Annotated in this window: 23 protein-coding genes; 12 read left to right on the top strand and 11 right to left on the bottom strand. The window is 62.9% G+C overall.

Annotated features, from left to right (window positions below; all coding sequences use genetic code 11):
* Positions 1 to 329: 329 nt before the first annotated feature.
* The gene (locus tag KX816_04625; protein QXQ07319.1) at positions 330 to 503 is read right to left on the bottom strand and encodes an RHS repeat protein; all 174 of its coding nucleotides are present in this window, start codon (positions 501 to 503) and stop codon (positions 330 to 332) included.
* 608 nt (positions 504 to 1111) lie between these two features.
* On the opposite strand from KX816_04625, the gene KX816_04630 reads away from it, so the two are divergent.
* From KX816_04630 to KX816_04650, 5 genes are all read left to right on the top strand, one after another.
* Complete coding sequence (locus KX816_04630; GenBank protein ID QXQ07320.1) at positions 1112 to 1822, top strand: 2OG-Fe(II) oxygenase; 711 nt, start codon at positions 1112 to 1114, stop codon at positions 1820 to 1822.
* A 17-nt stretch (positions 1823 to 1839) separates the two neighbouring features.
* Positions 1840 to 2109 carry a hypothetical protein gene (locus KX816_04635; GenBank protein QXQ07321.1) on the top strand — a complete coding sequence of 90 codons (270 nt, stop codon included), beginning with the start codon at positions 1840 to 1842 and terminating at the stop codon, positions 2107 to 2109.
* A 58-nt stretch (positions 2110 to 2167) separates the two neighbouring features.
* Positions 2168 to 4048, top strand: a complete 1881-nt coding sequence (locus KX816_04640) for a RiPP maturation radical SAM C-methyltransferase (protein ID QXQ07322.1) — start codon at positions 2168 to 2170, stop codon at positions 4046 to 4048.
* Between the two features lie 89 nt (positions 4049 to 4137).
* Entirely contained in the window at positions 4138 to 5091 is a 954-nt protein-coding gene (locus KX816_04645) for a hypothetical protein (GenBank protein QXQ07323.1), read from the top strand.
* A complete protein-coding gene (locus KX816_04650; GenBank protein QXQ07324.1) occupies positions 5088 to 5819 on the top strand; it encodes an ATP-binding cassette domain-containing protein in 732 nt (243 codons plus the stop codon). Before KX816_04645 ends, KX816_04650 begins: the two co-directional genes overlap by 4 nt.
* Before the next feature lie 135 nt (positions 5820 to 5954).
* Here KX816_04650 and KX816_04655 read toward each other — a convergent pair.
* From KX816_04655 to KX816_04665, 3 genes are all read right to left on the bottom strand, one after another.
* A protein-coding gene (locus tag KX816_04655) for an IS5 family transposase (protein QXQ07325.1) occupies positions 5955 to 6712 on the bottom strand; the annotation gives its coding sequence in 2 pieces (ribosomal slippage) (positions 5955 to 6388 and positions 6388 to 6712; 759 coding nt in all).
* 269 nt (positions 6713 to 6981) lie between these two features.
* A complete protein-coding gene (locus tag KX816_04660; protein QXQ08406.1) occupies positions 6982 to 8451 on the bottom strand; it encodes a GMC family oxidoreductase in 1470 nt (489 codons plus the stop codon).
* Between the two features lie 68 nt (positions 8452 to 8519).
* Positions 8520 to 9056, bottom strand: coding sequence for a gluconate 2-dehydrogenase subunit 3 family protein (locus KX816_04665; GenBank protein QXQ07326.1), 537 nt, complete (start codon positions 9054 to 9056; stop codon positions 8520 to 8522).
* 225 nt (positions 9057 to 9281) lie between these two features.
* Between KX816_04665 and KX816_04670 the strand changes: the two genes are divergently transcribed.
* From KX816_04670 to KX816_04700, 7 genes are all read left to right on the top strand, one after another.
* A complete protein-coding gene (locus tag KX816_04670; GenBank protein ID QXQ07327.1) occupies positions 9282 to 10181 on the top strand; it encodes an AraC family transcriptional regulator in 900 nt (299 codons plus the stop codon).
* Positions 10182 to 10288: 107 nt separating this feature from the next.
* A complete protein-coding gene (locus tag KX816_04675; GenBank protein QXQ07328.1) occupies positions 10289 to 11458 on the top strand; it encodes a hypothetical protein in 1170 nt (389 codons plus the stop codon).
* Positions 11459 to 11579: 121 nt separating this feature from the next.
* Positions 11580 to 13367, top strand: a complete 1788-nt coding sequence (locus tag KX816_04680; protein ID QXQ07329.1) for a thiamine pyrophosphate-requiring protein — start codon at positions 11580 to 11582, stop codon at positions 13365 to 13367.
* 68 nt (positions 13368 to 13435) lie between these two features.
* The gene (locus KX816_04685) at positions 13436 to 14095 is read left to right on the top strand and encodes an alpha/beta hydrolase (protein QXQ07330.1); all 660 of its coding nucleotides are present in this window, start codon (positions 13436 to 13438) and stop codon (positions 14093 to 14095) included.
* The gene (locus KX816_04690) at positions 14092 to 15234 is read left to right on the top strand and encodes an alpha-hydroxy-acid oxidizing protein (GenBank protein QXQ07331.1); all 1143 of its coding nucleotides are present in this window, start codon (positions 14092 to 14094) and stop codon (positions 15232 to 15234) included. The genes KX816_04685 and KX816_04690 overlap by 4 nt, the downstream gene beginning before the upstream one ends.
* Positions 15231 to 16277 (top strand): hypothetical protein, encoded by a 1047-nt coding sequence (locus KX816_04695; protein QXQ07332.1) that lies wholly within the window; start codon positions 15231 to 15233, stop codon positions 16275 to 16277. Before KX816_04690 ends, KX816_04695 begins: the two co-directional genes overlap by 4 nt.
* Positions 16274 to 16732 (top strand): DUF1440 domain-containing protein, encoded by a 459-nt coding sequence (locus tag KX816_04700; GenBank protein QXQ07333.1) that lies wholly within the window; start codon positions 16274 to 16276, stop codon positions 16730 to 16732. The genes KX816_04695 and KX816_04700 overlap by 4 nt, the downstream gene beginning before the upstream one ends.
* Positions 16733 to 17316: 584 nt before the next feature.
* On the opposite strand, the gene KX816_04705 is transcribed toward KX816_04700, so the two are convergent.
* From KX816_04705 to KX816_04735, 7 genes are all read right to left on the bottom strand, one after another.
* A complete protein-coding gene (locus KX816_04705; GenBank protein QXQ08407.1) occupies positions 17317 to 18579 on the bottom strand; it encodes a bifunctional alpha/beta hydrolase/OsmC family protein in 1263 nt (420 codons plus the stop codon).
* A 310-nt stretch (positions 18580 to 18889) separates the two neighbouring features.
* Positions 18890 to 19915 (bottom strand): alpha/beta hydrolase, encoded by a 1026-nt coding sequence (locus KX816_04710; GenBank protein QXQ07334.1) that lies wholly within the window; start codon positions 19913 to 19915, stop codon positions 18890 to 18892.
* A 153-nt stretch (positions 19916 to 20068) separates the two neighbouring features.
* Positions 20069 to 20770 carry a class I SAM-dependent methyltransferase gene (locus KX816_04715; protein QXQ07335.1) on the bottom strand — a complete coding sequence of 234 codons (702 nt, stop codon included), beginning with the start codon at positions 20768 to 20770 and terminating at the stop codon, positions 20069 to 20071.
* On the bottom strand, positions 20767 to 21408 hold the full coding sequence (locus KX816_04720; protein QXQ07336.1) for an HAD family hydrolase: 642 nt from the start codon (positions 21406 to 21408) through the stop codon (positions 20767 to 20769). Before KX816_04720 ends, KX816_04715 begins: the two co-directional genes overlap by 4 nt.
* A complete protein-coding gene (locus KX816_04725; protein ID QXQ07337.1) occupies positions 21405 to 21992 on the bottom strand; it encodes a chloramphenicol phosphotransferase CPT family protein in 588 nt (195 codons plus the stop codon). Before KX816_04725 ends, KX816_04720 begins: the two co-directional genes overlap by 4 nt.
* A gap of 217 nt (positions 21993 to 22209) precedes the next feature.
* The gene (locus KX816_04730; protein QXQ07338.1) at positions 22210 to 22773 is read right to left on the bottom strand and encodes a GNAT family N-acetyltransferase; all 564 of its coding nucleotides are present in this window, start codon (positions 22771 to 22773) and stop codon (positions 22210 to 22212) included.
* A 163-nt stretch (positions 22774 to 22936) separates the two neighbouring features.
* Complete coding sequence (locus tag KX816_04735; protein QXQ08408.1) at positions 22937 to 23491, bottom strand: nucleotidyltransferase family protein; 555 nt, start codon at positions 23489 to 23491, stop codon at positions 22937 to 22939.
* Positions 23492 to 23685 lie beyond the last annotated feature (194 nt).

Here is a 23685-nt window from a genome sequence, read left to right on the forward strand (position 1 = left end):
TGAGGTCGCATCCAATAAGCGTCAGCCGCTTCCGCCCCAGCATGAGAAGCCGCATACCGGTGCGATCATCTGGAAGCTGGTGGTGTATGCGGAGCATAAGAAGGATTAGGCTCGTCTAGCGATAGCGCTCGCACTGACGACCGTTCATACCGGCCCAAAGTGCGGGCGCAATTCCAAGTACTGTCCGTGCCGTCGATACCAGCTCGTCGGCCGGGATCGTGCGCTGCATGAAGACCGCGACAGCTTCAATGTCGCCGTCCGTCCGCAGGAGTAGAGGATGTTCGGGTGGACGCGGCCGTGCTGCCAGCGAGGCGGCGAACCGCAGTCACCTAGCCTCTGCCTGCGGCATCATACGTGAATTTGATGACAACGCCGCTGGGGTAGTTGGCCTGTTTAAGGCGCCCCAGTTCGTCATAACTGTAACTGAGAGACACCTGCGCCACTACGGGCGTTACCATGCACACGCCAATAGCCACACAGGCGATTTTGAAAAGGATCGACATTGGACTGCCCCTCAAACACCCGACTCGGCTTCTAACCGGAATGTGAGAATATTCCGTTACCGAAGCAGATATTCACTCGGGATACTCTTACCGCAAGACTAAGAGTTGCTTTCTTCTATTAACTAAGACGGGGACGTCTACGTAGGGCAAGCGGGTTCATGAACGAGCAGGCAAGTGGATGGCACGAAAGAGGCGGCCGGACCCGGCCCCAGCGGTCCCGGCAGGTCAGGTTCAGCAGCAGCGACGTTGCAATCAGCAGAGTTGAATGACTATCGGCCTGCAAGCGGAACCGCAAGCCGAGCAACGCGCACTTTCAGTATGTCGGGTGAAGCCCGCCTCAATGGTCGTCAGGCCTGCAGCTCGATGTGATCGGGCAACTTCGCTGTGATCGCTCCGCCGTCCCCGACTTCCTAGCAACCTCGCCCCCAACCTGTTCCATTGTTCCCGAACGGTCTTCGACACGCTCTGAATTCGATGACCAGCAACCCGACCCCGTGGCCGACCGCGGTCGTATTGGCCGAACGGCATTGGTCGACTGTTATAATCTGACTTTGACAGCATACGCCAAGCTGTTAGCCTGAAGATGAATCACGTTGAGGCAAGCGCTGATGACCAAGACCTTGCTGAAAGATGCATCGGTCCAGATCGATGATTATTTCGGCTTCATGATCATTGACGACCTGTTAACTTCTACCGACCGTGAAAGGCTGCATGCCCACGTTATTCAGGATAGCTTCTTCTACGAGAACTCTTTCGAATGGAACCGCGTCTGGCATCCCCTTTCCGGAATGGCGCTGTTGACTGGTCCGAGGTCATATGGGGCGACTGGCAAGCCTGGTCCTAGGTTTCCGACCGACACCGCCTACGACCTGTTCTTCGAAGCCGTGGGGCACCGGTTGGAGATCATCGGTGAATTCCTTCGGCTCGGGTCGGAGGAGGTCAGATACGTGATGTCCGCCTATCTTTACAGGTCCGGCTGGGGGCTCCCGTGGCACGAGGACATAGGACAGGAAAGCGAGTACAAGGGCGCGTTCACCTACTATCTTCATGATCGCTGGCGCGGCAACTGGGGTGGCGAACTCATGATCCTCGCCGACGAGCGGGTCGGTCAAGGTTCCGCAGGGGCGATCGATCTGGCGTTCGCACAGGGAACGGGTCTGCGGTCGCCGTCGAGCGTCGAGAACGGTGTCGGCACTTTCATCTTTCCGAAATCGAACCGGCTCGTCGTCATGAGACCGAAGGTGCTTCATTCGGTCAATCCGGTGTCGGACCTTGCGGGGGAGAACATGCGGTTCTCACTCGCCGGTTTCTACCTGTAGGTGAGGGCTACCAGATCATGACCGAAGAGACTCCGGCAGTCGAGATGGAGAGGCATCGCGAGATGCTTCTGGTCCTTGGGCACGGGAGCGTCGGCCCGATTGCGTCCGAGGAGAATGATCGTGCTGACGCGATTCCCATGGACGAGGACGCGGAAGCCGACGAATGGACGTCTCTGATCCTGAATGCGAGTACGAAGCTCGTGACGGAGGCGCGGCTGCGCACGTGCGTGGCCGGGCTGGCGGCTGTCAACCGCTACATCGACGAACGGACAAGCACGGACCGCTAATCCTGGACAGGCTTGGTTCTGGGTCTATCTCTCATTTTGGAATTGGGATGGTGAAGGCATGAAGGTCGCACTCGTCGGTATGCCCTGGTTCTGGGCCCACATGCCCTCGATCCAGCTCGCGGTCGTGAAGGACATGTTCGCGAAATGCGACGTGGGTTCGGATGTATTCGAATTCTACGCGGATTTCGCCGACCTGTTCGGCGTCGATCTCTACGGCAAGATCGCGAACACCGGCACGTTCCTTGGAGAACGCCTGTTCACGCAGTTCTACTACGACGAGCTGCTTCAGCAGGCGCCGTCGGAAGTGCCCGGGCTGTCGTTCGACGAGCCTCACGTAGAGCAGCACATCCTCCGGTTCGGGAAGCCGCTCGTCGAGCACTTCCTGGAGCAATGCCTCGCTAGTGGCGATTGGCCCAGCTATGACGCGATATGCCTGACGCTAACCGCCCAGCAGGTCGGCGCGTCCATGGCCTTCGCCAAACTCGTCAAGGCGAGGCACCCTCAGATCCCGATCATCGTCGGCGGAGCTGGCTGCGCCGGCGAAATGGGCCGAGCGGTACTCGAAGTCTGCGCCGAATTCGGCATCGCCGTGCACGGTGAGGCGGAAGCCACCGTGCCGGCACTGGTCGAGGCGCTTCGTGGCGAGCGAGCACTTGCCGACGTGCCTGGCATCAGTTGGCGCGCTTCGGATGGCGGCATCCGAAGTTCGGTGGCGACAAAGGTCCACGTGTTCGGCAGCGCGCGAGGTGCGTTGAACTACGACGCGTATTTCGAGCGGGTGAAGACCCTGCCGGGTCTCAACCGGCTTCCTGTGTGGGTGCCGTTCGAGAGCAGCCGCGGCTGCTGGTACGGCGAGAAGTCCCAGTGCACGTTCTGCGGCCTCAATGAGATAATCAAGTTCCGCCAGCGGGACACGAGCGTCCTCTACGACGAGTTACACGAATACGAGCGGGCCTACGGGCGGACCCATTTCTTCGCCGTCGACCTCATCATGCCGCGCACCTTCTTCGCCGACTTCCTGCCTCAGGTGATCGCATCCGGAAAGCGGTGGACGATCTTCTACGAGGTCAAGTCCAACATGCGACGGGGGCAGGTGGACATGTTGGCTAAGGCGGGCGTGCGCTGGATCCAACCTGGCATCGAGAGCCTAAACGATCACGTTCTGAAGCTGATGCGGAAGGGAGTGACCGCAGCTCACAACGTTCAGACGTTGAGGCTCGCTGCGGAGATGGGGGTGACGGTAAGCTGGAACCTGATCTCCAACTTCCCGCGCGAGACGCCTTCCGACTATCATCAGATGCGGGAGGTGTTCCGCCATCTCCACCACCTCGATCCGCCGAGCGGGCTGGCCCCGTTCGAGGTCCACCGCTTCAGTCCTTTTCACGAGGAGCCTGAAAAGCACGGCGTCCGGCTGTGCGGCCCGCATCGCAAGTACGACGCCGTGTTTCCCGTCGACCGGACCGTGCTCGAGCGCCTGGTCTACAGGTTCGAATACGAGCTTATCCGGCCGAGCAGTCCCGAACTCGCTGCCGCCCACGACGAGGTGGACGAAGCCGTCGTCGCCTGGAAGCAGGCGAATGCACGGCACGCGAGGTTCGAACTGACGCTGCAGGGCGACGGCTCGGCGCATCTGTTCGACACCAGGTTAGACGGTGCCGCCCGGCAGTGGGCATTGCCGCCGGCGGAGACGTCGCTGCTGCGGTTCCTGGACGAGATGAGGCCGGCGGTTCGGCTCGTCGGCGAGTTCGCGGAAGCCGAGGCTGAAGCCTTTCGTGTCCTAGGCGGTCAGGTCGGCGTGGAGCGGTTGCTGGATCACTGGCGCGAAGAGGGCACGGTAATCCAGCTGTCCGGCATGGTTCTCGCGTTGCCCACCATACCGGCGCCAGCGCCGGGAATCCCGTCCGTCGAAGCACTCGAGATCGCCGAGCTGGTCGAATAGACGTGCGGTTCCGGGATGCCCTGGTTCACCCGCAGACCTCGCTTGAACGGGGCCGGAATGCGCTCCTCGCTCACGACGGTGCGATCGCCATGACGATCGTCCGGGAGATCGCGCGAAGCCTCAAGAACGTCGTCTCCGTCGCATTCGTGATCGTGGCCGCCATCGTCCTGGCACGCGAAGCCCTCTGGTCCCTCGCCAGTCCAACGAGGGTCCTCGCGACCACGGGGATCGCCTCCTTGGCCGCCATCGCCCTAGACGTCGCACTTCGAATGCGTCTGCGGTTCTTCCAGATGGAGTCCTTACTGTCTCCCGCCGCGCTCGCCCCCCGCTTCCGCAACGGCTACCGTCTCCGGCTCCATCTCGTCTCGAGCGTCGCGGCATGCGCGGCGCTTTGCATCCCGGACGCTGCCACGGCGGTCGGCGTTTTCGCCTCTTGGTGGCTGTCGCTCGTTCCGGCGCAGCTACTGGCATTCATAGTAGGGGTCCGCGACATGAGGATCCGATCCATCGCGGGACCCTGGTTGCGGATGTGGCGGTCCAGACACGCTGGAGCCGGCGCCCTGCCCGTTCTGCTAGCGCTTGCCGGCGGGATCGCCCTAGCCGGGTTCTCGGGCGCCAATTGGGCGACGTATCTGGCGGCGGCGGCCGTGTTGGCGACGATCGCCTGGTACTCGCCTGTCGATCACGGCGTCGTGAACTTCGAGCGCATGATGGGCCACTCGTCACTGCGATCGCTCGCGAGGCGCCTGGTCCGACCCGCGGGGATGTCGCTGCTGTCGACCGCGGTGGCCGCCCTGACCGGATCCGCTGGCTTTGCTCTACTCGTCGTAGCGACAACCGGCGCAGTGCTGCTGTACAGGGCTGCGACGGTTCAGCTCGCCCGCTTCCTTCCGGCTCACCAGGTCGGGTTCGCCATGCTGGTCATCCTGTTCGCTGCCTTCGCCACCGCGTTCGCCGTTCCTTTTGCCGCGCCGGTTCTCCTTCTCGCGCTGGTCGGTTGGATGCTCGTCCGGTCGGGTCGGACCACTTGGCTCATCGAATGAGCGGAGCCGCCATCGCTGTCTCCGAGATGTCGGTCCTGCGCGGTGGCAACCTCGTCGTCGACCGGATGTCCATGACGATCGATCACGGTAGATGGTTCGGACTCATCGGCGCGAACGGCTCAGGCAAGACGAGCTTCCTGCGTGGCCTGGTCGGGCGTCTACCCTGCTATGCCGCAAGCTGCGCGATCGACGGCGTCGAACTCCGCGACGAACCGCGACTCCGGGCGGCGAGGATCGGGTTCATGCCGCCTTCGGAGCACCTGCCAGCCGCGCTGACCTGCCGCCAGCTCTTTTTCATCGCCCAGCCCGATGAAGCCATCTGGCGAAACGGCGTCTCGGACGTCAGCGAGGCCATCGGGATCGGCAAGCTGCTCGACCGGCGGGTGGGCGATTGCTCGGCGGGGATGAAGCAGCGGATCGCGATCGGTGTCGCGTTCGCCACGGGCAAGGACACTGTCATCCTCGACGAACCATTCAACTGGCTCGATCCCGTCGCCGCGTTCGACCTACGTATCGCTCTTCGCAAGCGGGTGGAGAAAGGGCTCACGCTCGTCACCGCCTTGCATGACATGCTGACGCTCACATCCTGCGATGAAGGATCACTCATCGGCGACGGTAAAGTAATTGCTAATCTAAGTAACTTCGATATTTACGCAGGCAGAAACGATGTTACCGGGTTCGAAACTGAAATGATTGCCTTGCTGCGCAAGCATTCGCAGTTCGCTTGACAATGATCGATCCTTCTATACCGTTTGGCTTCCGCGAATCTTTTCATGACTCTCGTGGCGTGCTTCGCGGTCCATTGATTTGGAAAGGAAGTATTTATGGCACAGGTTGTTGCACTTAGGGTCAGGACTCGTTGATCAGAGCCAGAAGATGACGGTGGCGGCGAGCGCGATGGCGGAGAAAAAGACGGTTGGGCATCGATCGTAGCGGGTGGCGACACGGCGCCAGTCCTTCAGGCGGCCGAACATGATCTCGATACGGCTGCGGCTTCGGTAGCGGCGCTTGTCGTATTTGATCGGTGAGAGCCGCGATTTTCGGCCCGGGATGCAGGGTGTTATGCCCTTTGCCTGCAAGGCGTCCCGATACCAGTCGGCGTCGTAGCCGCGGTCGGCGAGCATCCACCGCGCCTTGGGCAGATCGTCGAGCAGGGCTGCAGCGCCGGTGTAGTCGCTGACCTGGCCGGCGGTCATGAAGAAGCTCAGCGGGCGACCATCGGCATCGGTGACGGCGTGGAGCTTCGTGTTCATGCCGCCTTTGGTGCGGCCGATGAGCCGGCCAAGACCCCCTTTTTAACCCGCAGGCTCGATGCCGTGCGGTGGGCCTTCAAATAGGTCGCGTCGATCATGATCGTCTTCGGCGTAGCGCTCGCGGCGGCCAGTCCTTCCATCATGCGCAGGAACACGCCCCTCTCGCCCCATCGCTTCCAGCGGTTGTAGAGCGTCTTGGACGGTCCGTACTCCCTGGGAGCATCACACCAGCGCAACCCGTTGCGGTTCACAAATACGATGCCGCTCAACACCCGCCGATCATCGACACGGGGCCTACCATGGCTCTTGGGGAAATACGGCTCAAGCCGAGCCATCTGCTCGTCGGTCAGCCAATACAGGTCGCTCATGCTCAGTCTCCTTGCGAAGCCTGAATCAGATCGCGACACTCAGATCAATGGGTCCTGACCCTAGGGCTGGCTGACGAACATAGAACCTTGTCGCGATCAGCTTATCGTGTTTTCACGCAGAACTGCCGAACGTTATCGTGTTTGGGCGTTTGCACCTTGGTTGTATTCACGTTGGTCAGTTTGATGCCGCTGCATATCCTTATCGTGCGCTATCACAGGCGGTCCCAGCCGAGATGGCCACATCCGACTTCGGCGCCGGCGGGCTCGCTTCATCGGCGAGCGAGAAAGCGGTCCGCCGTTCGTAGCGACAAGGCCATGATGGTCAGAGCCGGGTTGACGGCCAGGGCGCTTGGAAAGACCGAGTTGTCGCAGATGGTGAGGTTCGCGACGTCATGCGCACGACCGTCGGCGTCCACCACCGACGTTGCGGGATCGTCGCCCATTCGCGCCGTGCCGATGGTATGCGCGTATCGATCGTACGCCCAGATGTCGTGAGCCCCCGCTTCGGTCCAGATCTCGCGCATCACCCGTTCGGCGTGTGCCGTCATCAGCCGCTCGTTCTCACCTGCACTAAACGTGATTAAGGGTTTTGGCAGACCTCGGGCATCAAGTTCCGCGGACAGTGTCAGCGCGTGGCAATCGTAGGGCAGGCAGTCGCCTAGGATGTTGATCCCCGCGACGTGGTTGTAGCCTTGCATATGCTCCTTGAGGTCGTCGCCCCAGAGGCCACGCCCTCTGGCGACCTGGACCGCATAGGTGAGCGGCATGACGCCGATCGACTGCAGCAGATAGCCGCCTGCGAAGTCGGCATCGGCCGCGCGGTGGGTATCCTCGGAGATCAGCCCGCCGGGAATGCCCTTGTACGGGCGCGTCTCCTCGTCGAACTGGCCCCAGACCTGCATGCCGGTGTGCGCCATGAAGTTGCGCCCGACCTGGCCACTCGAATTGGCTAGTGCGTTGATCAACAGCAGTCGTGGCGTTTCGATCGCACCGGCGCAGAGGAAGACGTGGCGGCAGCGCTGACGCTGATCCTGCCCCTCGTGGCGGTAGACGACGCCTGTGATGACGCCGCCGGCACCCCGTTCCACGCCGATGACAAAGCTAAGCGTCCTAATTTCGGCGCCGTGCATGACCGCCAATGGAATGTAAGTCACATCCATGCTCGCCTTGGCACCGGTCGAGCAGCCCGCCTGGCAGAAGCCGCGGTTGCTGCACGCCGGACGCCAGCCGTGCCCAGGTTGGTAGTAGGATCCGGACAAGGCCGCATTGGCCGCGGGCGACGTCCGGATGCCGAGCGACGCGCAAGCCCGCTCCATCAACTGCGCGGCTGCATTCAGCGGCAGCGGTGCCAGCGGATAAGGCTGGTCCCTCGGCGGACCCCAAGGGTAGCTTGCAGGTCCTGACACGCCCAGGAACGCCTCGATCTCGTCGAAGTACCGGGCAAGGTCCTGATAGCCGATCGGCCAGTCGACACCGACGCCGAATTCGGTATTTAGCTTGAAATCGTCAGGTTGAGGGCGAGGCGTGTAGGCTGTGTAGTGGAGCGTCGAACCACCTACGCCGATGCCACTGTTGTTCTTTCCGAACTGGATCGGGTCGGCACCGGCGCTAAGGCGCTCGTCCATCCAGAACAGCTTGTTCTGTTCGGTTTCGTCGGTCGCGAAGTCGGCGGCCGGATCCCATTGCCGTCCGGCCTCGAGCGCGACCACGCTCAGACCCGCGGCAGCCAGTCGGGCCATGAGCGGCGCACCGCCCGCCCCGGTCCCGATCACGACGGCGTCGACGATGTCATCCGTGCGATAACGCGTCAAGCGATGCGCTCCGGCTCATGAGCGGCGCGCGCTTCCAGCCCGACGGCCTGCCAACCTCTCGCATCCGCGAATCCGGCATAGCCGATCTCGTCCAGTGCCACTGGTTGCGCGTAGAAGATGTCGACCAGTGCCGCCAGAAGCTCCTCGAAGAACCGGTCCGGCTTGATGCCCTTCCATTCAGGACCGGACACGCGATTGAACTGGATCGCGCGCAGGACCTCGTCCTGCTGCTCCACGTCCAGCCCGACGAAATCCCGGCTGAACATCCCGTGGGCGGCGGCATCCAGCGCACCAAGACCAAGCTCGAACAGCGTGGCATCATCAGGCATGTCCGCGTGCCGCCAACCGCTTCTGGTCCCGGCACCCAGACGACGACGTAGCTCTCGTCCGAGGTCGAGACCGGGCACTTCATGAGGAATGAGGCGCGCCGCCACCGCATCGAGTATCAGAGCCACACCTGCGAAGGCGGCCTCCACCGGAATGGCGTGGCCGGTGCGCCGCTGGAGTGCTGCGGCCGTGGGCGGGGTGACCAAGGGTCCTGACAGCAGCCTGGCGGATGTGCCCATCGGGTATGAGGGAGACCGCTCGCGGGATTCTACCATCGACTTCTCCGACACACGCGAACGGCACCTCTGCGTGTGTAGAACGATGTCGGAACCAGCCTCCACGAGACACGGCCGAAAAGCGCACGATAAGCTCGGCTACGGCAGTCCACGCCTCAAAAGTGATTTTGAAACCTCCTCGCGATCGTGGACGAAGTGAGCGTCATGGTCATCTGCCTCGCTCAGCCTACATCGCCGGCGGAACGGGCGACGGGTCTCGGTGAATCGCCGATCCTATGGACGGCGCCCGTCGGCAGGGATGGTGCCACCGTGCGCCGCTGGCGCGATATCGATCCCAACATCTCTCAGCCGGCCTTCGATCAGCACTACCTCACCATCCATCTCGGTGGTCACAAGCGCATCGTCAGACGAGGCGAGGGAAGGGCGCTAGAAGTCGACACCGAAGATGGCGCGATGTCGCTGATCCCGGCCGGCTCAGCGTACGAGTGGCGTACGTCCGGGCCGATCGACTTCGCGCACCTCTACCTGCCGGTGAGCGCAGTTCGGCAGATCGGCATCGAAGCGTTCGGACGCGACGGCGGCCGGGGGGTGGAGGACCGGCTCGGGTTCGTCGATCCGCTGATCCGGTCGCTCTTCGTGACGATGCTTGCCGAGATCGCGACGCCAGATCTGACGTCCGATTTCTATCTCGACGCGCTCTACACCACGCTTATGGTAGCCCTATTGAAGGGCCGTGCGGGTCGACTGTCGGCGGCCCAGACGCCGATGTCGTTGGCACCCGCCCGGCTCCGCCGGGTCTACGACTACATCGACGTAAATTTCGCGTCCGAAATCGGCATCGACGAACTCGCGGGTGTCGCGGCGCTGAGCCGCTTCCATTTCGGCCGCGCCTTCTCCGCAGCCAATGGTGCCGCGCCGTATGCCTATCTGACCGGGCGGCGGATCGCGCACAGCAAGATGCTCCTGCGCGAAGCAAGCCTGGTGATCGGTGAGATCGCCCGGCGATCGGGCTTTCGAACGCCGGGTCAGTTCTCCCGGATGTTCAAGAGAGCCATCGGAGTTTCGCCTCGGGAGTATCAACGACTGTCTCGATGACAGTGCGTTTCGTGCGCGAAACGCGCGTGTCGTGCGGTTACTTCCGTTTCACTGGCACCGCGACGACCTGACACCGGTTGACGCGGCGAACGAGAGGAACCGCTCAAATGAAACTACATCTGACGATCTTACTGCTGGCCAGCGTCGCGACGCCCGCCATGGCGAAGCTGGCTCCCGAGGCGGCGGCACTCGCCGCCACGGCGGCACGGGAATCCGGTCGGCCGGTCTACACCGCCGCGAACGGTGTCAGATTCACGAAACAGCAGAACGTCTTCGTGAAGAGCGCGTTGGCGGTCGATTTCACCTACCGCGCGGCAACCGTCACCTTGCCTCTCTTCCGGGGCAAAGCCCCGGATGGGACCGACGTTTTCTACATCATAACGGACACTTCGGACTTCGAAACGGCCAAGCGGATGGGCCTCAACTATGCACCGAAGATGGCGAAGGTCGTCGGAACGCAGGGTGCCCAGAACGTGACGGTCGACAACGGCATCATGAAATTCCGCGGCAATGTCGACTTCTCGCCGGAATACGAGGTCACGCCGGGAGATGCACCGACCTTCTTCCCGCCCAAGTCGTTCACCCCCGGTGCCACTGGCGACGCGGAATGGTCATCGATGGCCGTGCTGCCCAGTGGCGTCGTGCTCAATGTCCAGATGGTCCAGAACGCGAGCGGTGCGCATGACCGGCTGAAGGCGATCGATCTCAAGAAGCGCACCGTGACGATGTCGCTTTTGGACGGCGTCCACAACGGCAAGCAGTACTACTACCATCTCGTCACCGACGTATCGGCAGATCTGCCGTCGGTGCTCGAAAAGGGCGTGTACACACCCCGGCTCGCCATGATCCCGGCATTCGGCAAGTCGGAGCCCGGCGACAACTCGGCATTGCTGGGCTTCTCGCCTGTGCTGAACGGCAGCACGCAGAAGGGTTCCGGCCAGGATCAAGGCTTCTCCACTTCGCTCGCGAACATGGGCATCGATCCGATCAACGTCTTTCCGCTGCCTCCGCGCAACGAGGACGCGTCCAAGTCTAACAACTACAGTCCGCTATGGGATGCTCACGTCAGCATGTGGACGGAGAAGGCGATCGCCCAGGGCAAGGTTCATCGCATCTATTCGCTCGATGAACTCAAGGCGTTGATCAGATCGGGTATGATGACCAGTGCCATGATCAACCCGCCCGGGGCTGCGAACGGTTTCGTCGGCGGTCTTCGCCCAACAAAGGTGATCATCAATTGTCCGGTAATCGCTCAGCCCGACCTACCGAAACAATAGTGTCCTGAGCTTCGTCGGCTTGCCGCTTTAAACGGGCCAGGTCGGCGGAGGACCGCGCACCCGTTCTCCCTCCCTGACCCCCAGGGGTGCGCGGTCCCTTTTTTCATGAAGTGAGATTGCCATGAGCCGTACTGTCGGAGACTTCGTCATAGAGCGCCTCGGAGAGTGGGGGGTAGATCTGATCTTCGGGTATCCCGGGGACGGCATAAACGGGACTTTCGCGGCGCTTCAGCGCGCTGACTGCCCGATCAGGTTCGTGCAGGTCCGGCACGAGGAGATGGCCGCGTTCATGGCTTCGGCCTACGCGAAGTTCACCGGCCGGATGGGTACCTGCATTTCCACGGGTGGACCCGGCGCGACCCATATGATCACGGGTCTATACGATGCCAAGATGGACCACTCACCGGTCCTTGCCATAACCGGCGGCGCGGCCCGTGGTGTCCGCGGTGCCGGATACCAGCAGGAACTGAACCTGGACCGGGTCTTCGCGGACGTCGCGATCTTTGCGCAGGAAGCGTTGGTGGCCGAGCAGGTCCCGCATCTCCTCGACCGCGCGATCCGTGTCGCGACGGCGTACAAGGGCGTCGGCGTGGTGGTGCTGCCGGCCGACCTTCAGACCGCAGCCTATCGTGATCCACCCCGCCAGCACGGTTTCACGCGGTCGAGCAGCGGTTACTCGAGACCGAGGGTCGTTCCCTACGAGCAGGATCTGCAGCGCGCCGCCGACATCCTGAACGCGGGCACCAAGGTCGCGATCCTCGTCGGTGCCGGTGCCATCGGCGCTCATGACGTCCTTACGGCGGTCGCCGACAAGCTCGGTGCCGGTGTCGCGAAGGCGTTACTCGGCAAGTCCGCACTTGCGGACGACCTGCCGTTCGTGACCGGCACCATTGGACTGCTCGGCACCAAGCCGTCATCCGACATGATGGAGGACTGCGACACCCTGCTCATGGTCGGGACGAGCTTTCCCTGGGCCGAGTTCCTTCCCAAGACAGGGCAGGCGCGCAGCGTGCAGATCGACATCTCCGCTCACGCGCTCGGCATGCGATATCCGATCGACGTGCCCCTGCATGGGGACAGCATCGAGACGCTTGAAGCCCTGCTGCCGCTACTGACCCGGAAGGAGGACCGCAGCTGGCGCGAAGGTGTGGAGAAGGGCGTAGCCGAGTGGTGGGAGTTGATGGATGAGCGCGCCCACGCCAAGGCCACCCCCGTCAATCCGCAGCGTGTCGTCTGGGAGTTGTCGCCACGGCTCGGGGCGGATGCGATCATCACGTCCGATTCCGGCAGCTGCGCCAACTGGTATGCGCGCGACCTACGCGTCAAGCAGGGCCAGATGATGAGCCTGTCGGGCGGCCTCGCCTCGATGGGTGCGGCGGTACCCTATGCGATCGCGGCCAAGTTCGCGCACCCCGACCGGCCGGTGGTCGCGTTGGTCGGCGACGGCGCCATGCAGATGAACAACATGGCCGAGCTGATAACCGTCCAGAAATACTGGCGGGAATGGGCGACGCCGACCTGGATCTGCTGTGTCTTCAACAACGAGGATCTGAATCAGGTGACCTGGGAACAGCGTGTGATGCTCGGCAGTCCCAGATTCGATGCGACGCAGCTCATCCCCAACGTGCCCTATGCGAAGTTCGCGGCGTCCATCGGCCTCAACGCGATCTACGTCGACGACCCCGAGATGCTCGGCGCCGCCTGGGACGAGGCGCTGGCGTGCGACCGGCCTACCGTCATCGAGGTCAAGACCGATCCCGAGGTGCCGCCGCTGCCGCCGCATATCAGTTTCGAACAGGCGCGCACCTTCATGAGCATCCTGCTCCAGGGCGACGGTGGCGGGGCGCATCTGGTGGTCGAGTCCGCCCGGCAGGTCCTCGCCGGTCTCCTCCCGGGAGATCGACACTGAGCGTGCCCTTACCCCAGCTCGTCTTAGCCCATTACTTCGGCGGCTCGGATCATTCGTGGGCGCCATTGATGCGCGAACTCGGAGACTACCCGGTGGCCGCTCCGGTGCTGGCGGGCTTCGGCGGAACGCCGGCGGCGGTCGGCGGTCCCAGCCTCGACGGTTATGCCCAGCAGCTTGTGGCGGCTGCGCGGGGTCCGTGGATCGCGGTGGGCCATTCCATGGGAGCCAAGGTGGCGCTGGAGTCAGCGGTGTGCGGCGCTCCAGGCCTGCTCGGCTTGATCCTGATCAGCCCGTCTCCGCCCACGCCCGAGCCGATCACCGACGACGCGCGTCGCAAGGCGCTCGCGGCTTGGGGCAACCGCGCCGCAGCGACGGCCAACATGACCGCCGTCACCGGCGGTGCGGTCTCTGCCGAAGTGCTGGCGCAATGCGTCGAAGACGAGCTCGCCGTGGACGAGGTCACATGGCGCTGGTGGTATGAGACCGGTAGCCTCGTCGACATCTCGGCAGCCGTCTCCAAGGTGGATCTGCCCGTGCTCGTGCTGACCGGTGACAATGACAAGGTGCTTGGCCTCGAAGTCGCCGTGGGCGTCACGCGCCACCTAGTCAACGCAGCGCTCGGCATCATTCCCGGTGGCGGGCACCTTGTACCTCTCGAACAGCCTGTAGCCGTCGCCGGGCGCATCCGCGAGTTCGTCTCGAGGCTTGCGGAACTGTCCGCAGCGTGAAGATCAATCTCGAGGATTTCAGGCGTATCGCTCGCCGCAAGCTGCCCCGCGCGGTGTTCGAATACATCGACGGCGGATCGTATAGCGAACTCACGCTCGGCCGCAATCGCACCGACCTCGACGCACTGGCTATCCACGGCGCGGTCATGCGCGACGTGTCGGAGCTTTCGATCCAGACGACGCTGGCGGGCGACCAGGCGTCGATGCCGTTTGCGCTGGCGCCCGTCGGAATGGCCGGCCTCGCCTGGCCTGACGGCGAGATCGGCGCGGCGCGCGCCGCGGAGGCGTTCGGGGTCCCGTTCTGTCTATCCACCTTCTCCATCGCCTCGATCGAAGACGTGGCGGCAGCGGTGGAGCGGCCGTTCTGGTCGCAGCTCTACATGATGAAGCAGCAGAGCGTGAACGAAAGCCTGATCCACCGGGCCCTTGATGCAGGTTGCTCGGCGCTGGTGATGACGCTCGACGTCCACGTCCACAGCCAGCGATGGGCCGACAACCGCAACGGGCTGACCTCGCCGGTCCGGGTCACCCCTTCCGGCCTGCTGAACATGGCAACGCATCTACCTTGGCTGCTGCGCATGGCCGGTAGCCGCCGGTGGACGTTCGCGACCATGCAAGCCGAGAATCCGCAGGCGGCGAACGTGTTCGAACTCGCGGCGTGGGTGAACGCGAACCTCAATCCGTCGATCAACGCGGACGTCGTGCGTTGGGTTCGTGCGAGATGGCCGCGCAAGCTCGTGCTGAAAGGCGTGATGGGTATTAACGATGCCAAGATCGCGATCGATCTCGGAGCCGATGCGATCGTCGTGTCCAACCACGGTGGTCGACAACTCGACAGCGCGCCATCCTCCATTTCGATGCTCCCGGCGATCGTCGAGGCGGTCGGCGACGATGTCGAAGTGCTTTGGGACGGTGGCGTCCGCACCGGTTTCGATATCGTCAAGGCGATGGGCCTAGGTGCTCATGGCTGCCTGGGCGGACGCTCCTGGGCCTATGCGGTTGCGGCCGATGGCGGACGAGGAGTGAGCGATATGCTTAGTTTGATGCGCCAGGAGCTGCTTGACTGCATGGCGCTGTCCGGGGTCACCGACATCCGTGCGTTGCCCGACGGGCTGGTGACGGGTCAGCAGACCCGATGAGCCGGATCGAAGCCACCATCTACGCGGCCACGGACACGCCGCTAGGCAACGGCGCCTTCACGGCAGACGGGCGACTGGTGGTCAGTCATCACCCGATGTACGCGACCCGACATCGCGTTTCGGTGTTTTTGCCGGACGGCTCTCTCGCTCCCTTCCCGAACCTTGGTTGGAACACGCCGAATGACGACCCGATGACCTGGCTCGACGCTGTCCTCGGCCTCCACGACGATGCGGAAGGGCGGATTTGGCTCGCCGACATGGGGACGCGGTCGAACATCCAGCCCAAGCTCGTCGTCTGGGACACCCGTCGCGATGCGCTATGGAAGGTGATCCCGCTACCGACCGCGGTGTTGACTCCGTTCTCGGAGCCGAACGACTTCGTCGTCGATGCGCCCCGTGGCAAAGTCTACATCGCCGACGAAGGTGCCGGCGGCGGTGGCGACGGTTCCCGCGCTGCCCTGATAGTCGTCGACATCCAGAGCGGGGCGGCGGTCCGGCGTCTAGAGGGGCACGAGGGTATCCTGGCTTCGCATGAGCCGCTCCTGATCGACGGCCTGAAGGTCGAACGGAACCTTCCGGATGGCACGCGCGAACCGATTTACGTCGGCGTCGACGGCATCGTCATGGACCGTTCCGGTGAGTGGTTGTACCTGTCCCCGTTGAACGGCAAGACGCTTTGGCGACTTCGCATCCGTGATCTGCTCGATACCGCTCTCGATGATGTCATGCTGGCGGCGCGCCTCGAGCGCTATGCCGACAAGCCGAATTCAGGTGGCATGTGCATGGACCGGAATGGTGACATCTACCTGACGGCCATTGAAAGCAGCGCGGTCGGGCGCATCAGGGCCACGGATCGCAGTTACGACGAGATCGTCGCGCGGCCAGACATGTTCTGGCCCGATGGTATCATGGAGGGGCCCGACGGGGCATTCTACGTGGTCTGCACCCAACTTCCACGTTCTCCGACCTTGGCGCGACCGGGGGAGCAACCGGAACTGCCCTTCAAGGTCTTCCGCTTCGAAACCGGAGAATCGCAGACGTGAGCGAGCTTGGCCGCGGCGCCGTCGCCGGCGTACTGGCGGCTGCGGTCACCAGCCTGTTTCAAAGGGCTTGGACCGCCGCCGGAGCGCCGCCCACCGATAAACCGGCCGGCTCACCGCCAGCGACCGAAGTCGTAGCGGATCGGGCCGCTCAGCTGATATTTGGGGAAGCATGGCCGCCGAGTACGCGGGCGTTCGCCGGCGAGGCCGTGCACTACGCCACGGGTGCAGCCATGGGAACGGCCTATGTTCTAGGCGGCTCCCGATGGCAGCGCGGTCGCGGTGTTGCCTATGGCCTGGGTTGGTGGGTCGTCATCGAGGAACTCGGTCTCAGCCTCGCAGGGATACGTCCCGCGCCGTGGCGTGTCGAACCGGCTGAGCACGTTCTCGCAGCGAAGTCCCACATCGTTTTTGGCCTCGCCCTCGATGGATTCCTGCGCCTCGCAAAAGGCGAATAGCCGCTGATCTGGTTCGCACGCCAAGCCAGGGCTGCGTAAGTCGATCGGATCGTAATTGAGGAATCACGATAAACTGAACGAAGCTCACGGACTACGCTTTTTCGATTAGAGCACAGCAGTTGCGATCCTGTTTCTTATGTTCATGACTGTTGTCCGCAATGAAACCAGACTGGTTTATGTTTGCGGCACGAGGTCTTTAAGCGACAGGCGCACGTTCGCGAACGACCGGGCTTATAGCTTGAATCGCTGAGAAATATGGCGTTGAGCGACCATTCTAGGCCGCTCAGCAAGCGCCTCGGTCTGGTCCTTCTCGAAAGCCGTTTCGCGTACTTTCGTGTGAGCGGATTCGGGGACCCTCTACACGGGCGACGTATAGCCCAATGTCACCGAGGACGCGATCGCGGACGTCCATGCTTTGAACCGTGGGCCCCGTGGTCACCGAGGTCAGCCGGGCTGGCGACGTCTGAGAAACCGAGCCCGCGCATCAGGATTACCTGGAGAGGCTGCCATATGGCGACACCGGCCAGTTCGTCAGACCCGACTGAGTGCGGCCACGCCGAGCGACCGCCGGCCAAACCCGAACATCAGCTTACCTCATTGCAAACAGTTTCCATGTCTCTGTAGTGCTCATCGTCGGGCCTTGCCGGGATCGCAGTTCCTGAACTCTCGGCAGCGGCGGTCTTAACGCGGGCGCCGTCTTCGAGTGTCCGATGAACGGGGCACCGGTCGGCGATCTCAAGCAGCTTGGCGCGCTGCGCGTCGTCAAGCGGACCATTGAGCGTGATTTGGCGCGTGAACAGGTCGGCGGGTACGGTGCCGGCGTCTTTCACATGGCGCACCGCAACGCCGACCCGATCCAGCGGCAGGTGCTTACGCGCACTGTAGAGACGTACTGTCATCGCGGTACAGGCGGCGAGGCCAGCCGACACCAGCTGATACGGCGTCGGACCAGAGTCTAGACCGCCAACATCCACGGGTTCGTCGGCGTAAAAGCGCGCGCTGCCCGCGGTGATCTCGATCTGGAACTTCCCAGCACCAGTCTCGACCGCACGCACGACATCATCTGCGGCCGCTATCGGTTCGGAAACTGCGCCTACGTAGCGCGACGACCAGCTGGCAACGACCTGCGCGACATAATCCGCATCGCGGGCGCGGGTCAGGAGGTGGTCGGCGTCGTCGAGCGAGACGAAGCTCTTGGGGTGTCGGGCGGCGGTGAAGATATCCGCAGCGTTGTCGATGCCGACGATCTGATCGACGGGCGAGTGCATAACGAGCAGGGCGCGATGCAGCCCGGCGATGCGCGCGCCCTGATCGTGGTCCTGCAGCCCCTCGACGAGCCGCTGCGAAACGATGAACGGCCGTCCACCGATCCGAACCTCGGCTTGACCGTCGCGCGCGATCGCATCGAGGTGTCCCGCGAACAGATGCGCGACATGGGCGGCGGAGAACGGGGCTCCGATCACCGCCACCGCCTTTACCTCAGATATCGACCCTGCCGCAGCGATCACCGCCGCACCTCCGAGACTGTGGCCTATCAGGAGCGACGGCGCGAACCCTGCGGCGCGCATGAAATCGGCCGCCGCGACGAGATCCTCGACATTTCCGCCGAAGTCGCTCTGCCCGAAGGAACCCTCGCTCTCACCCAGTCCGGTGAAGTCGAAGCGAAGAACCGCAATGCCCTGCTCGGTGAGTGCTCGGGCGATCCGAACCGCGCCGAGGCTGTTCTTGTCGCAGGTGAAGCAGTGAGCGAACAGGGCATAGGCATGCGGGGTTCCGACTGGGCGATCCAGACGCGCTGCGATCCTATGTCCGCCCGCGTTGGTGAAATGCAGTGCGTCCGATTGCATGTCTGTATTCCTTGATCCGATTTGTCTGATGGCCACAAAGGGCCGCCGCGTCACCCCTGTTCAGGAGTGACGTGCACCACAATGTTTGCTCGCGCTTCCTGGCGTCCGCGAGATCGCAACGGGACTGCTGCTTGCGGCCCGACCGCGGGGCCCTCGCGTGTCCGCGTTGGACGGACTGCTTCCGCTTACGGCCCCGAGCCTGCCTCTAAGGACCACTTGAACAAGCGTCCGGTCATAGCATCCTAGGCTCGCTAAGGGATGACCGACTATTGATCGGCAGCCGCTCCGTTCAACGTCGGCGCAGCTGCCGTTACGGTTTGGCGCGAGACGCGGCAATCACGTTCTCGATTGCATCGATCACCGCTTGAGGCTGATCGACCTGGATGAAGTGGCCGGTCTTCGGCACGACGGCCGACCGGCCGCGCGTTGAGCGAGCGGCCAGTGCGTCGTGTCCAGCCTTCCACAACCCCCAATTACGCTCGGCGAGGGCACGATCGGCGTCGGCAACTTTCGGATCTGGAACAAGGGCTGCTGTTAGGACGACAACCGGCATTTCGCCCCAATTGCGGCGCGCGCCGAGCTCCTGGCGCGAGTTGATATCGCTCCGTCCGTCAGTTGAATGCTGGCTTTCAATCTCCGAAGCCATAGCGTCATACCGATCGGGCCGGATCATCTGATAGGTTAGAAACGCCCGTTGTTCTGGTGTCCGCTCGGGTGAAAAGGCGAAGCACTCGGGGTGGCGCTCGGTCGCGAGTTTGCCCGATCTCGCGAGGCCCGAGCAGGCTCTTAGATGCGTGATGGTCTCGCTGAATGAAGACGCATCTTTGGCTAGCTCGTCAGGGCTCTCGCCCTTGTCCTGCTCGGCGTACGACGGATCGATCAGCACAAGCCCGGCTAAGTCGGCTGAATAGCGATCAGCGTAGAGGGTGGAGTACAAGCCGCCGACTGAGTGGCCGACGAGAATGACCGGTAGGCGCACCCGGCTGCGACGAAGGACTTGATGCAGGTCGGCTACAGCTTGGTCAGCTGTCGATGGCCCACGCGGGGCGTCACTGTAGCCGTAGCCAGCTCGATCGTAGAAGCATGCGCGGGTCGATCGGGTCACAGGTACCGCTACCTTCTGCCAAGTGAGCAGATTGGCGCCGAGCCCGAACTCGAAAACGACGGTCGGCGCACCCCGCCCCGAACAGACGAGATTGATTCGGCGCCCCCCGGCAATCTTCACGAGATGCTTGCTCGAGAGGATCGTGTCGGCCGACAGAGTTGATGCCCGCGCGGCGGTCGCGACAAGGAGCAACGACGTCAAGCCAAGCGCAAGCAGGTGGGCTGATCTCATTCGCGGCTCCTACGGGTACGGCGTGGGTAGTCTCGCTATCGGTCACTCTAGTCAGCAAGCGTTCGCCGTCCAGCGTTCGCTTCAATGGTTGCGGATCGGACAAGGCTCGGGCGGCACCTTCCTTTCTCGAGCGGTCATGCCTGGGAGTGGAGGCTACGGCTTTCCCAGAGCGTTGCGCTCGAACACGAGCCGATCCCAAGTTACTCCCGGACGCTTGAGCTTACTGTCGGCACCAGACTCCTCGTGAATGCACAGCAACCCGCTGGCAGCGGCCAGGGCAATCGTCTCGCTCGCGCTGACCTCGAACATACGGCGCCCAGCAGGCACTGGACCGTGGCGAAGCGACAAGAACAATCGTCCGCCCGGTCGCGCGCAGGCTGCCACGTTCGGCATTGCGATCTGTCGCTCCGCCTGATCCAGGTGCATCCACACCGCCGTCAGCATCACCAGGTCGAATATTTGCGCCGTCGCAGCCAGCACCTGAAGTTGGGGCAGACAATCGTCGAGCCATTTGATCCTTGGCGAGGGATGCAGCGCTCGCGCAGGCATTCGAAGTTCCGCCGTCGGCTCGACCGCGACGACGTGATATCCAAGGTCAGCGAAGCCCGCCGCGTCCCGGCCAGTTCCAGCACCAACGTCGAGCACATTGGCAGGCGGTGGTGGAAACAGATGAAGGTGCGACGCATGCGCCTCCGCAAACGTGAAGCTCTCGTATTGGACGAGTAACTCTAGCGCTTCCGTCGCATACCCCTCCGTACCGCTGACACTCGCCCTCGACATCGGCCTTTGAGTCCGGGCGCTGGATGACAGGACCGTGCGCCCGCCGCCGTCCTGCAGGCTGCGGTCAGCGGTCATAGCGCCGCGATCACTTCGGGAAGCTCATGCAATGACGCCAGTCGAGCGTGAGCTTGCTTGCACCCAGGGAGGTCGGGATGCAGCACGCCCCAGGGACCGCGCCTCAGAAAGATCGCGATAAGGCCAGCCGATCTCGCGGGCAGGATGTCATTGTCGAGGCGATCACCGACATAAGCGATCTGGTCTGGTGGAAATCCAATCAGATCGATCAGCTTGTCGAAAAAGTCGGCCGACGGCTTTTCGACCCCTAGGCTGGCCGAGGACGCGACGAAGTCGGCGTCCAGTCCGCACGACTGGAGCGCCTCATCGGCGCCATGTGGCTGATTGCCCGCGATGCCGACCAGGATTCCGGCGGCACGCAGCCTCGCCAGACAAGGCAAAGCATCTGGGTAAAGGTCTTGTTGCTCGATCCGGTACGCAGTCCCGCTTGCAGCCATGCCCGCCTCGATGCTCGCTATATCCACGCCAGGGGCGACGAGGTCGAAGACACGGCGATGATGCTCGCCACGCTGGATCACGGCACCGAGGGCAGCAAAGAACGTGAAGCGCGAGATGCCGAGGCGATCCGCCCAGATACCCCACTGGCGCGTCTCGTCGACGAGTGTCTCGCCGACGTCGAAGACGACAGCCCGGATCATGCCTGTGTCTGAGGGGGCGAATTCGCAGCCGAGCTTGCCGCAAGCGCACGCCTGATCTCACTGGCCGCCTGCTCAGGATCGCACGCGATTGCATCAACTTCTAAATCGTAGACGCAGTTTAGATGGACCACCCCGTGTTGTCCGCGCGCCTGACCGACCCGGCGATCTCCTCGGGCAACTTCCCGGCGCTCGGCCTCGGTGATCGGGCAGTGGACGCCAACAAGGGTCAGGTGGATTCCCGCCAGTACGATATGCCAATCTTCAAGCAGCCACGGCTCGAACAGGACGTCATCCACGATTACGTTCAGTCCGGCATCGGCCACCGCCCGAACAGCCCGGTGAAAGGCGCGTTCGAGCTTCACTCCCGCCGGACCCAGCCGAAGTCGGACGCCGTCCTGATGGTCGATGAAGTATACTCCTCGGGCGCTGCCGTGCAGATCGGGCGGCAGTGCGCTGAGAAACTGGTCGATCCCGAGAAGCACATAGTGATCAACCAGCTGTCTCTGCAGGGCTATAGCGACGCTGGTCTTGCCAGCAGAGCTCGTGCCGTTCAGCAGGATAACTTTGCCGAGCTGCGAGCTCACTGGGCGGGACGTTGCAGCGGGACCAACAGGCACTGGCTACCGCCGCTGACGATCAGCCGGCCGTCGATAGCTATCCTTCGGCTGTGAGTGTCTGCTTGCGACCGGCCTGATCGGCAAGCGGACCGTCCGCGTTCGGCCACGAGCCGTAGCTCCGGAAGCCGGGTGCCGCCACGGCGATTCTCGATCTCGTCAGTCGCGCGACGAACCTTCGGATGCGTCAACATTTCTCTGCGCGACCTTTCTCCGCTGATCGTTCACCGCCCATGCTTGGACTGGCGCCCTGCTGCTCGTGCCAGTCTTTGCGGGTGCGCGCGTAGATGAAACAGTCAGACGGGTCACCTGACCCGAATCCGGAACTGCGGAGCAGCCCTTCGCGGATATAGCCACAGCGCTCGGCAATCCGCCACGAAGCCGTATTCCAGACCTCGATGATCAGCTGCAGTCGATAACAACCTGGTCTCTCGCTAAAAAGAAGCTCGGTGAGCTGTCGAAGCGCTTCGCTGGCGTAGCCTTGGCCGCGATCGGACGGGTCGTGTATGATGTAGCCGAGCTCGTATCCGTGAATGCACGGGGCGGAACGGTAAAACTGGCAGGTGCCAACGAGCTTTCCGGCAACCTCGATCGCTCGGGCGCCGGCATCCTGTTGCCAGAGGCGCTCAGCTTTAAGATTTGCAAGCAAGGACTCTACGTTCGCCATCGACGTCGTGATCGACACCGTGAAGTCGTAGTCCGCGATTGCCTTCAAATCGCCGGTTTCGACGGGCCGGAGCTTTACCTGCATGGCTGCATCATGTGCCAGACAAGTGGCCGCCGCCAGTGCGGACGGGCCCGGCGCCTATCTAGCATTGCGATTGATGACTGCCACCGTCAGGCACCGCTCCGAAGGCGTCCGCTTTCCGGATCGTCACCCCTCAGCGGACCGTCTGCCTGCGGCCCCTAAGCTGTCATGGGATAATCTGAAGCCACGGCCAGCGGCTCTTGTAGCTCTCCGCCTTGGCGCGAAACTGGTCCGGCTTAGGGTTCGCCGGGTTCATGGCAAGCCGGCCGGCGGCGAGGTCGTCTAAGCCATAAGGAGCGTACACCTCGTGGCTCGTCACATCGATGCCCACGCACGTGCAAGAAACCAAGTACATTCCAATGCCTGCGCGCACCGAGGGGAGCTGCGGATATGAGCCGCCAAAGCGGTTCCCGTACCAAAGATGCACCCGTGCCTGGTTCTTGACCTCAATCTCGATTGGAAGGTCAGCAGTAGCCTGAGCTACCCAACGAATGACGCTGTCCTCCGCTTCCCAGCTCAGATCCTGGTCGTCGAAGTAGAAGACATCGTAATCCTTGATGCCCCAGCTCGAAGCATGTCCCGAGCGCTCGTTCCAGATTGTTTGGAACAGGCACCCGGCCGTCAGGTGGCATTGCGGCAGGTCCAGAGACGCCAAGCGGTCCAGCAGTTGCGCATTGAAGGGGTTAAGGAGCGCAGCGGCGCGGAATTCTGGGCCCGTCATCATTGCCAGTATCGAGTGCGCGTGCTGCTCTGGCAATCAAGCTGGCGCATACGAACGCACAGCTCTCGCCTGCCGGTCGGAGGTTCAAGCTGTGCTGATCACTGTTGCCTTGCTGCTTGCGTCCGCTCAGACTTGTACTGACGTTAAGCGAGAGTGCCGCGCCTGCGCGGTGACAAACGGGAAGCGCCGGTGCT

This window comes from Sphingosinicellaceae bacterium (assembly GCA_019285715.1).
GTDB lineage: Bacteria > Pseudomonadota > Alphaproteobacteria > Sphingomonadales > Sphingomonadaceae > Glacieibacterium.

Excerpts from the sequence above, each read along its gene's own strand:
- KX816_04660 (QXQ08406.1), bottom strand. The coding sequence starts at position 8,451 with ATGGCCCGACTGGCTGCCGCGGGTCTGAGCGTGGTCGCGCTCGAGGCC.
- KX816_04635 (QXQ07321.1), top strand. The coding sequence starts at position 1,840 with ATGACCGAAGAGACTCCGGCAGTCGAGATGGAGAGGCATCGCGAGATG.
- KX816_04675 (QXQ07328.1), top strand. The coding sequence starts at position 10,289 with ATGAAACTACATCTGACGATCTTACTGCTGGCCAGCGTCGCGACGCCC.
- KX816_04685 (QXQ07330.1), top strand. The coding sequence starts at position 13,436 with ATGCGCGAACTCGGAGACTACCCGGTGGCCGCTCCGGTGCTGGCGGGC.
- KX816_04720 (QXQ07336.1), bottom strand. The coding sequence starts at position 21,408 with ATGATCCGGGCTGTCGTCTTCGACGTCGGCGAGACACTCGTCGACGAG.
- KX816_04650 (QXQ07324.1), top strand. The coding sequence starts at position 5,088 with ATGAGCGGAGCCGCCATCGCTGTCTCCGAGATGTCGGTCCTGCGCGGT.
- KX816_04710 (QXQ07334.1), bottom strand. The coding sequence starts at position 19,915 with ATGAGATCAGCCCACCTGCTTGCGCTTGGCTTGACGTCGTTGCTCCTT.
- KX816_04695 (QXQ07332.1), top strand. The coding sequence starts at position 15,231 with ATGAGCCGGATCGAAGCCACCATCTACGCGGCCACGGACACGCCGCTA.
- KX816_04680 (QXQ07329.1), top strand. The coding sequence starts at position 11,580 with ATGAGCCGTACTGTCGGAGACTTCGTCATAGAGCGCCTCGGAGAGTGG.
- KX816_04630 (QXQ07320.1), top strand. The coding sequence starts at position 1,112 with ATGACCAAGACCTTGCTGAAAGATGCATCGGTCCAGATCGATGATTAT.
- KX816_04625 (QXQ07319.1), bottom strand. The coding sequence starts at position 503 with ATGTCGATCCTTTTCAAAATCGCCTGTGTGGCTATTGGCGTGTGCATG.
- KX816_04715 (QXQ07335.1), bottom strand. The coding sequence starts at position 20,770 with ATGACCGCTGACCGCAGCCTGCAGGACGGCGGCGGGCGCACGGTCCTG.
- KX816_04640 (QXQ07322.1), top strand. The coding sequence starts at position 2,168 with ATGAAGGTCGCACTCGTCGGTATGCCCTGGTTCTGGGCCCACATGCCC.
- KX816_04705 (QXQ08407.1), bottom strand. The coding sequence starts at position 18,579 with ATGCAATCGGACGCACTGCATTTCACCAACGCGGGCGGACATAGGATC.
- KX816_04735 (QXQ08408.1), bottom strand. The coding sequence starts at position 23,491 with ATGACGGGCCCAGAATTCCGCGCCGCTGCGCTCCTTAACCCCTTCAAT.
- KX816_04645 (QXQ07323.1), top strand. The coding sequence starts at position 4,138 with ATGACGATCGTCCGGGAGATCGCGCGAAGCCTCAAGAACGTCGTCTCC.
- KX816_04730 (QXQ07338.1), bottom strand. The coding sequence starts at position 22,773 with ATGCAGGTAAAGCTCCGGCCCGTCGAAACCGGCGATTTGAAGGCAATC.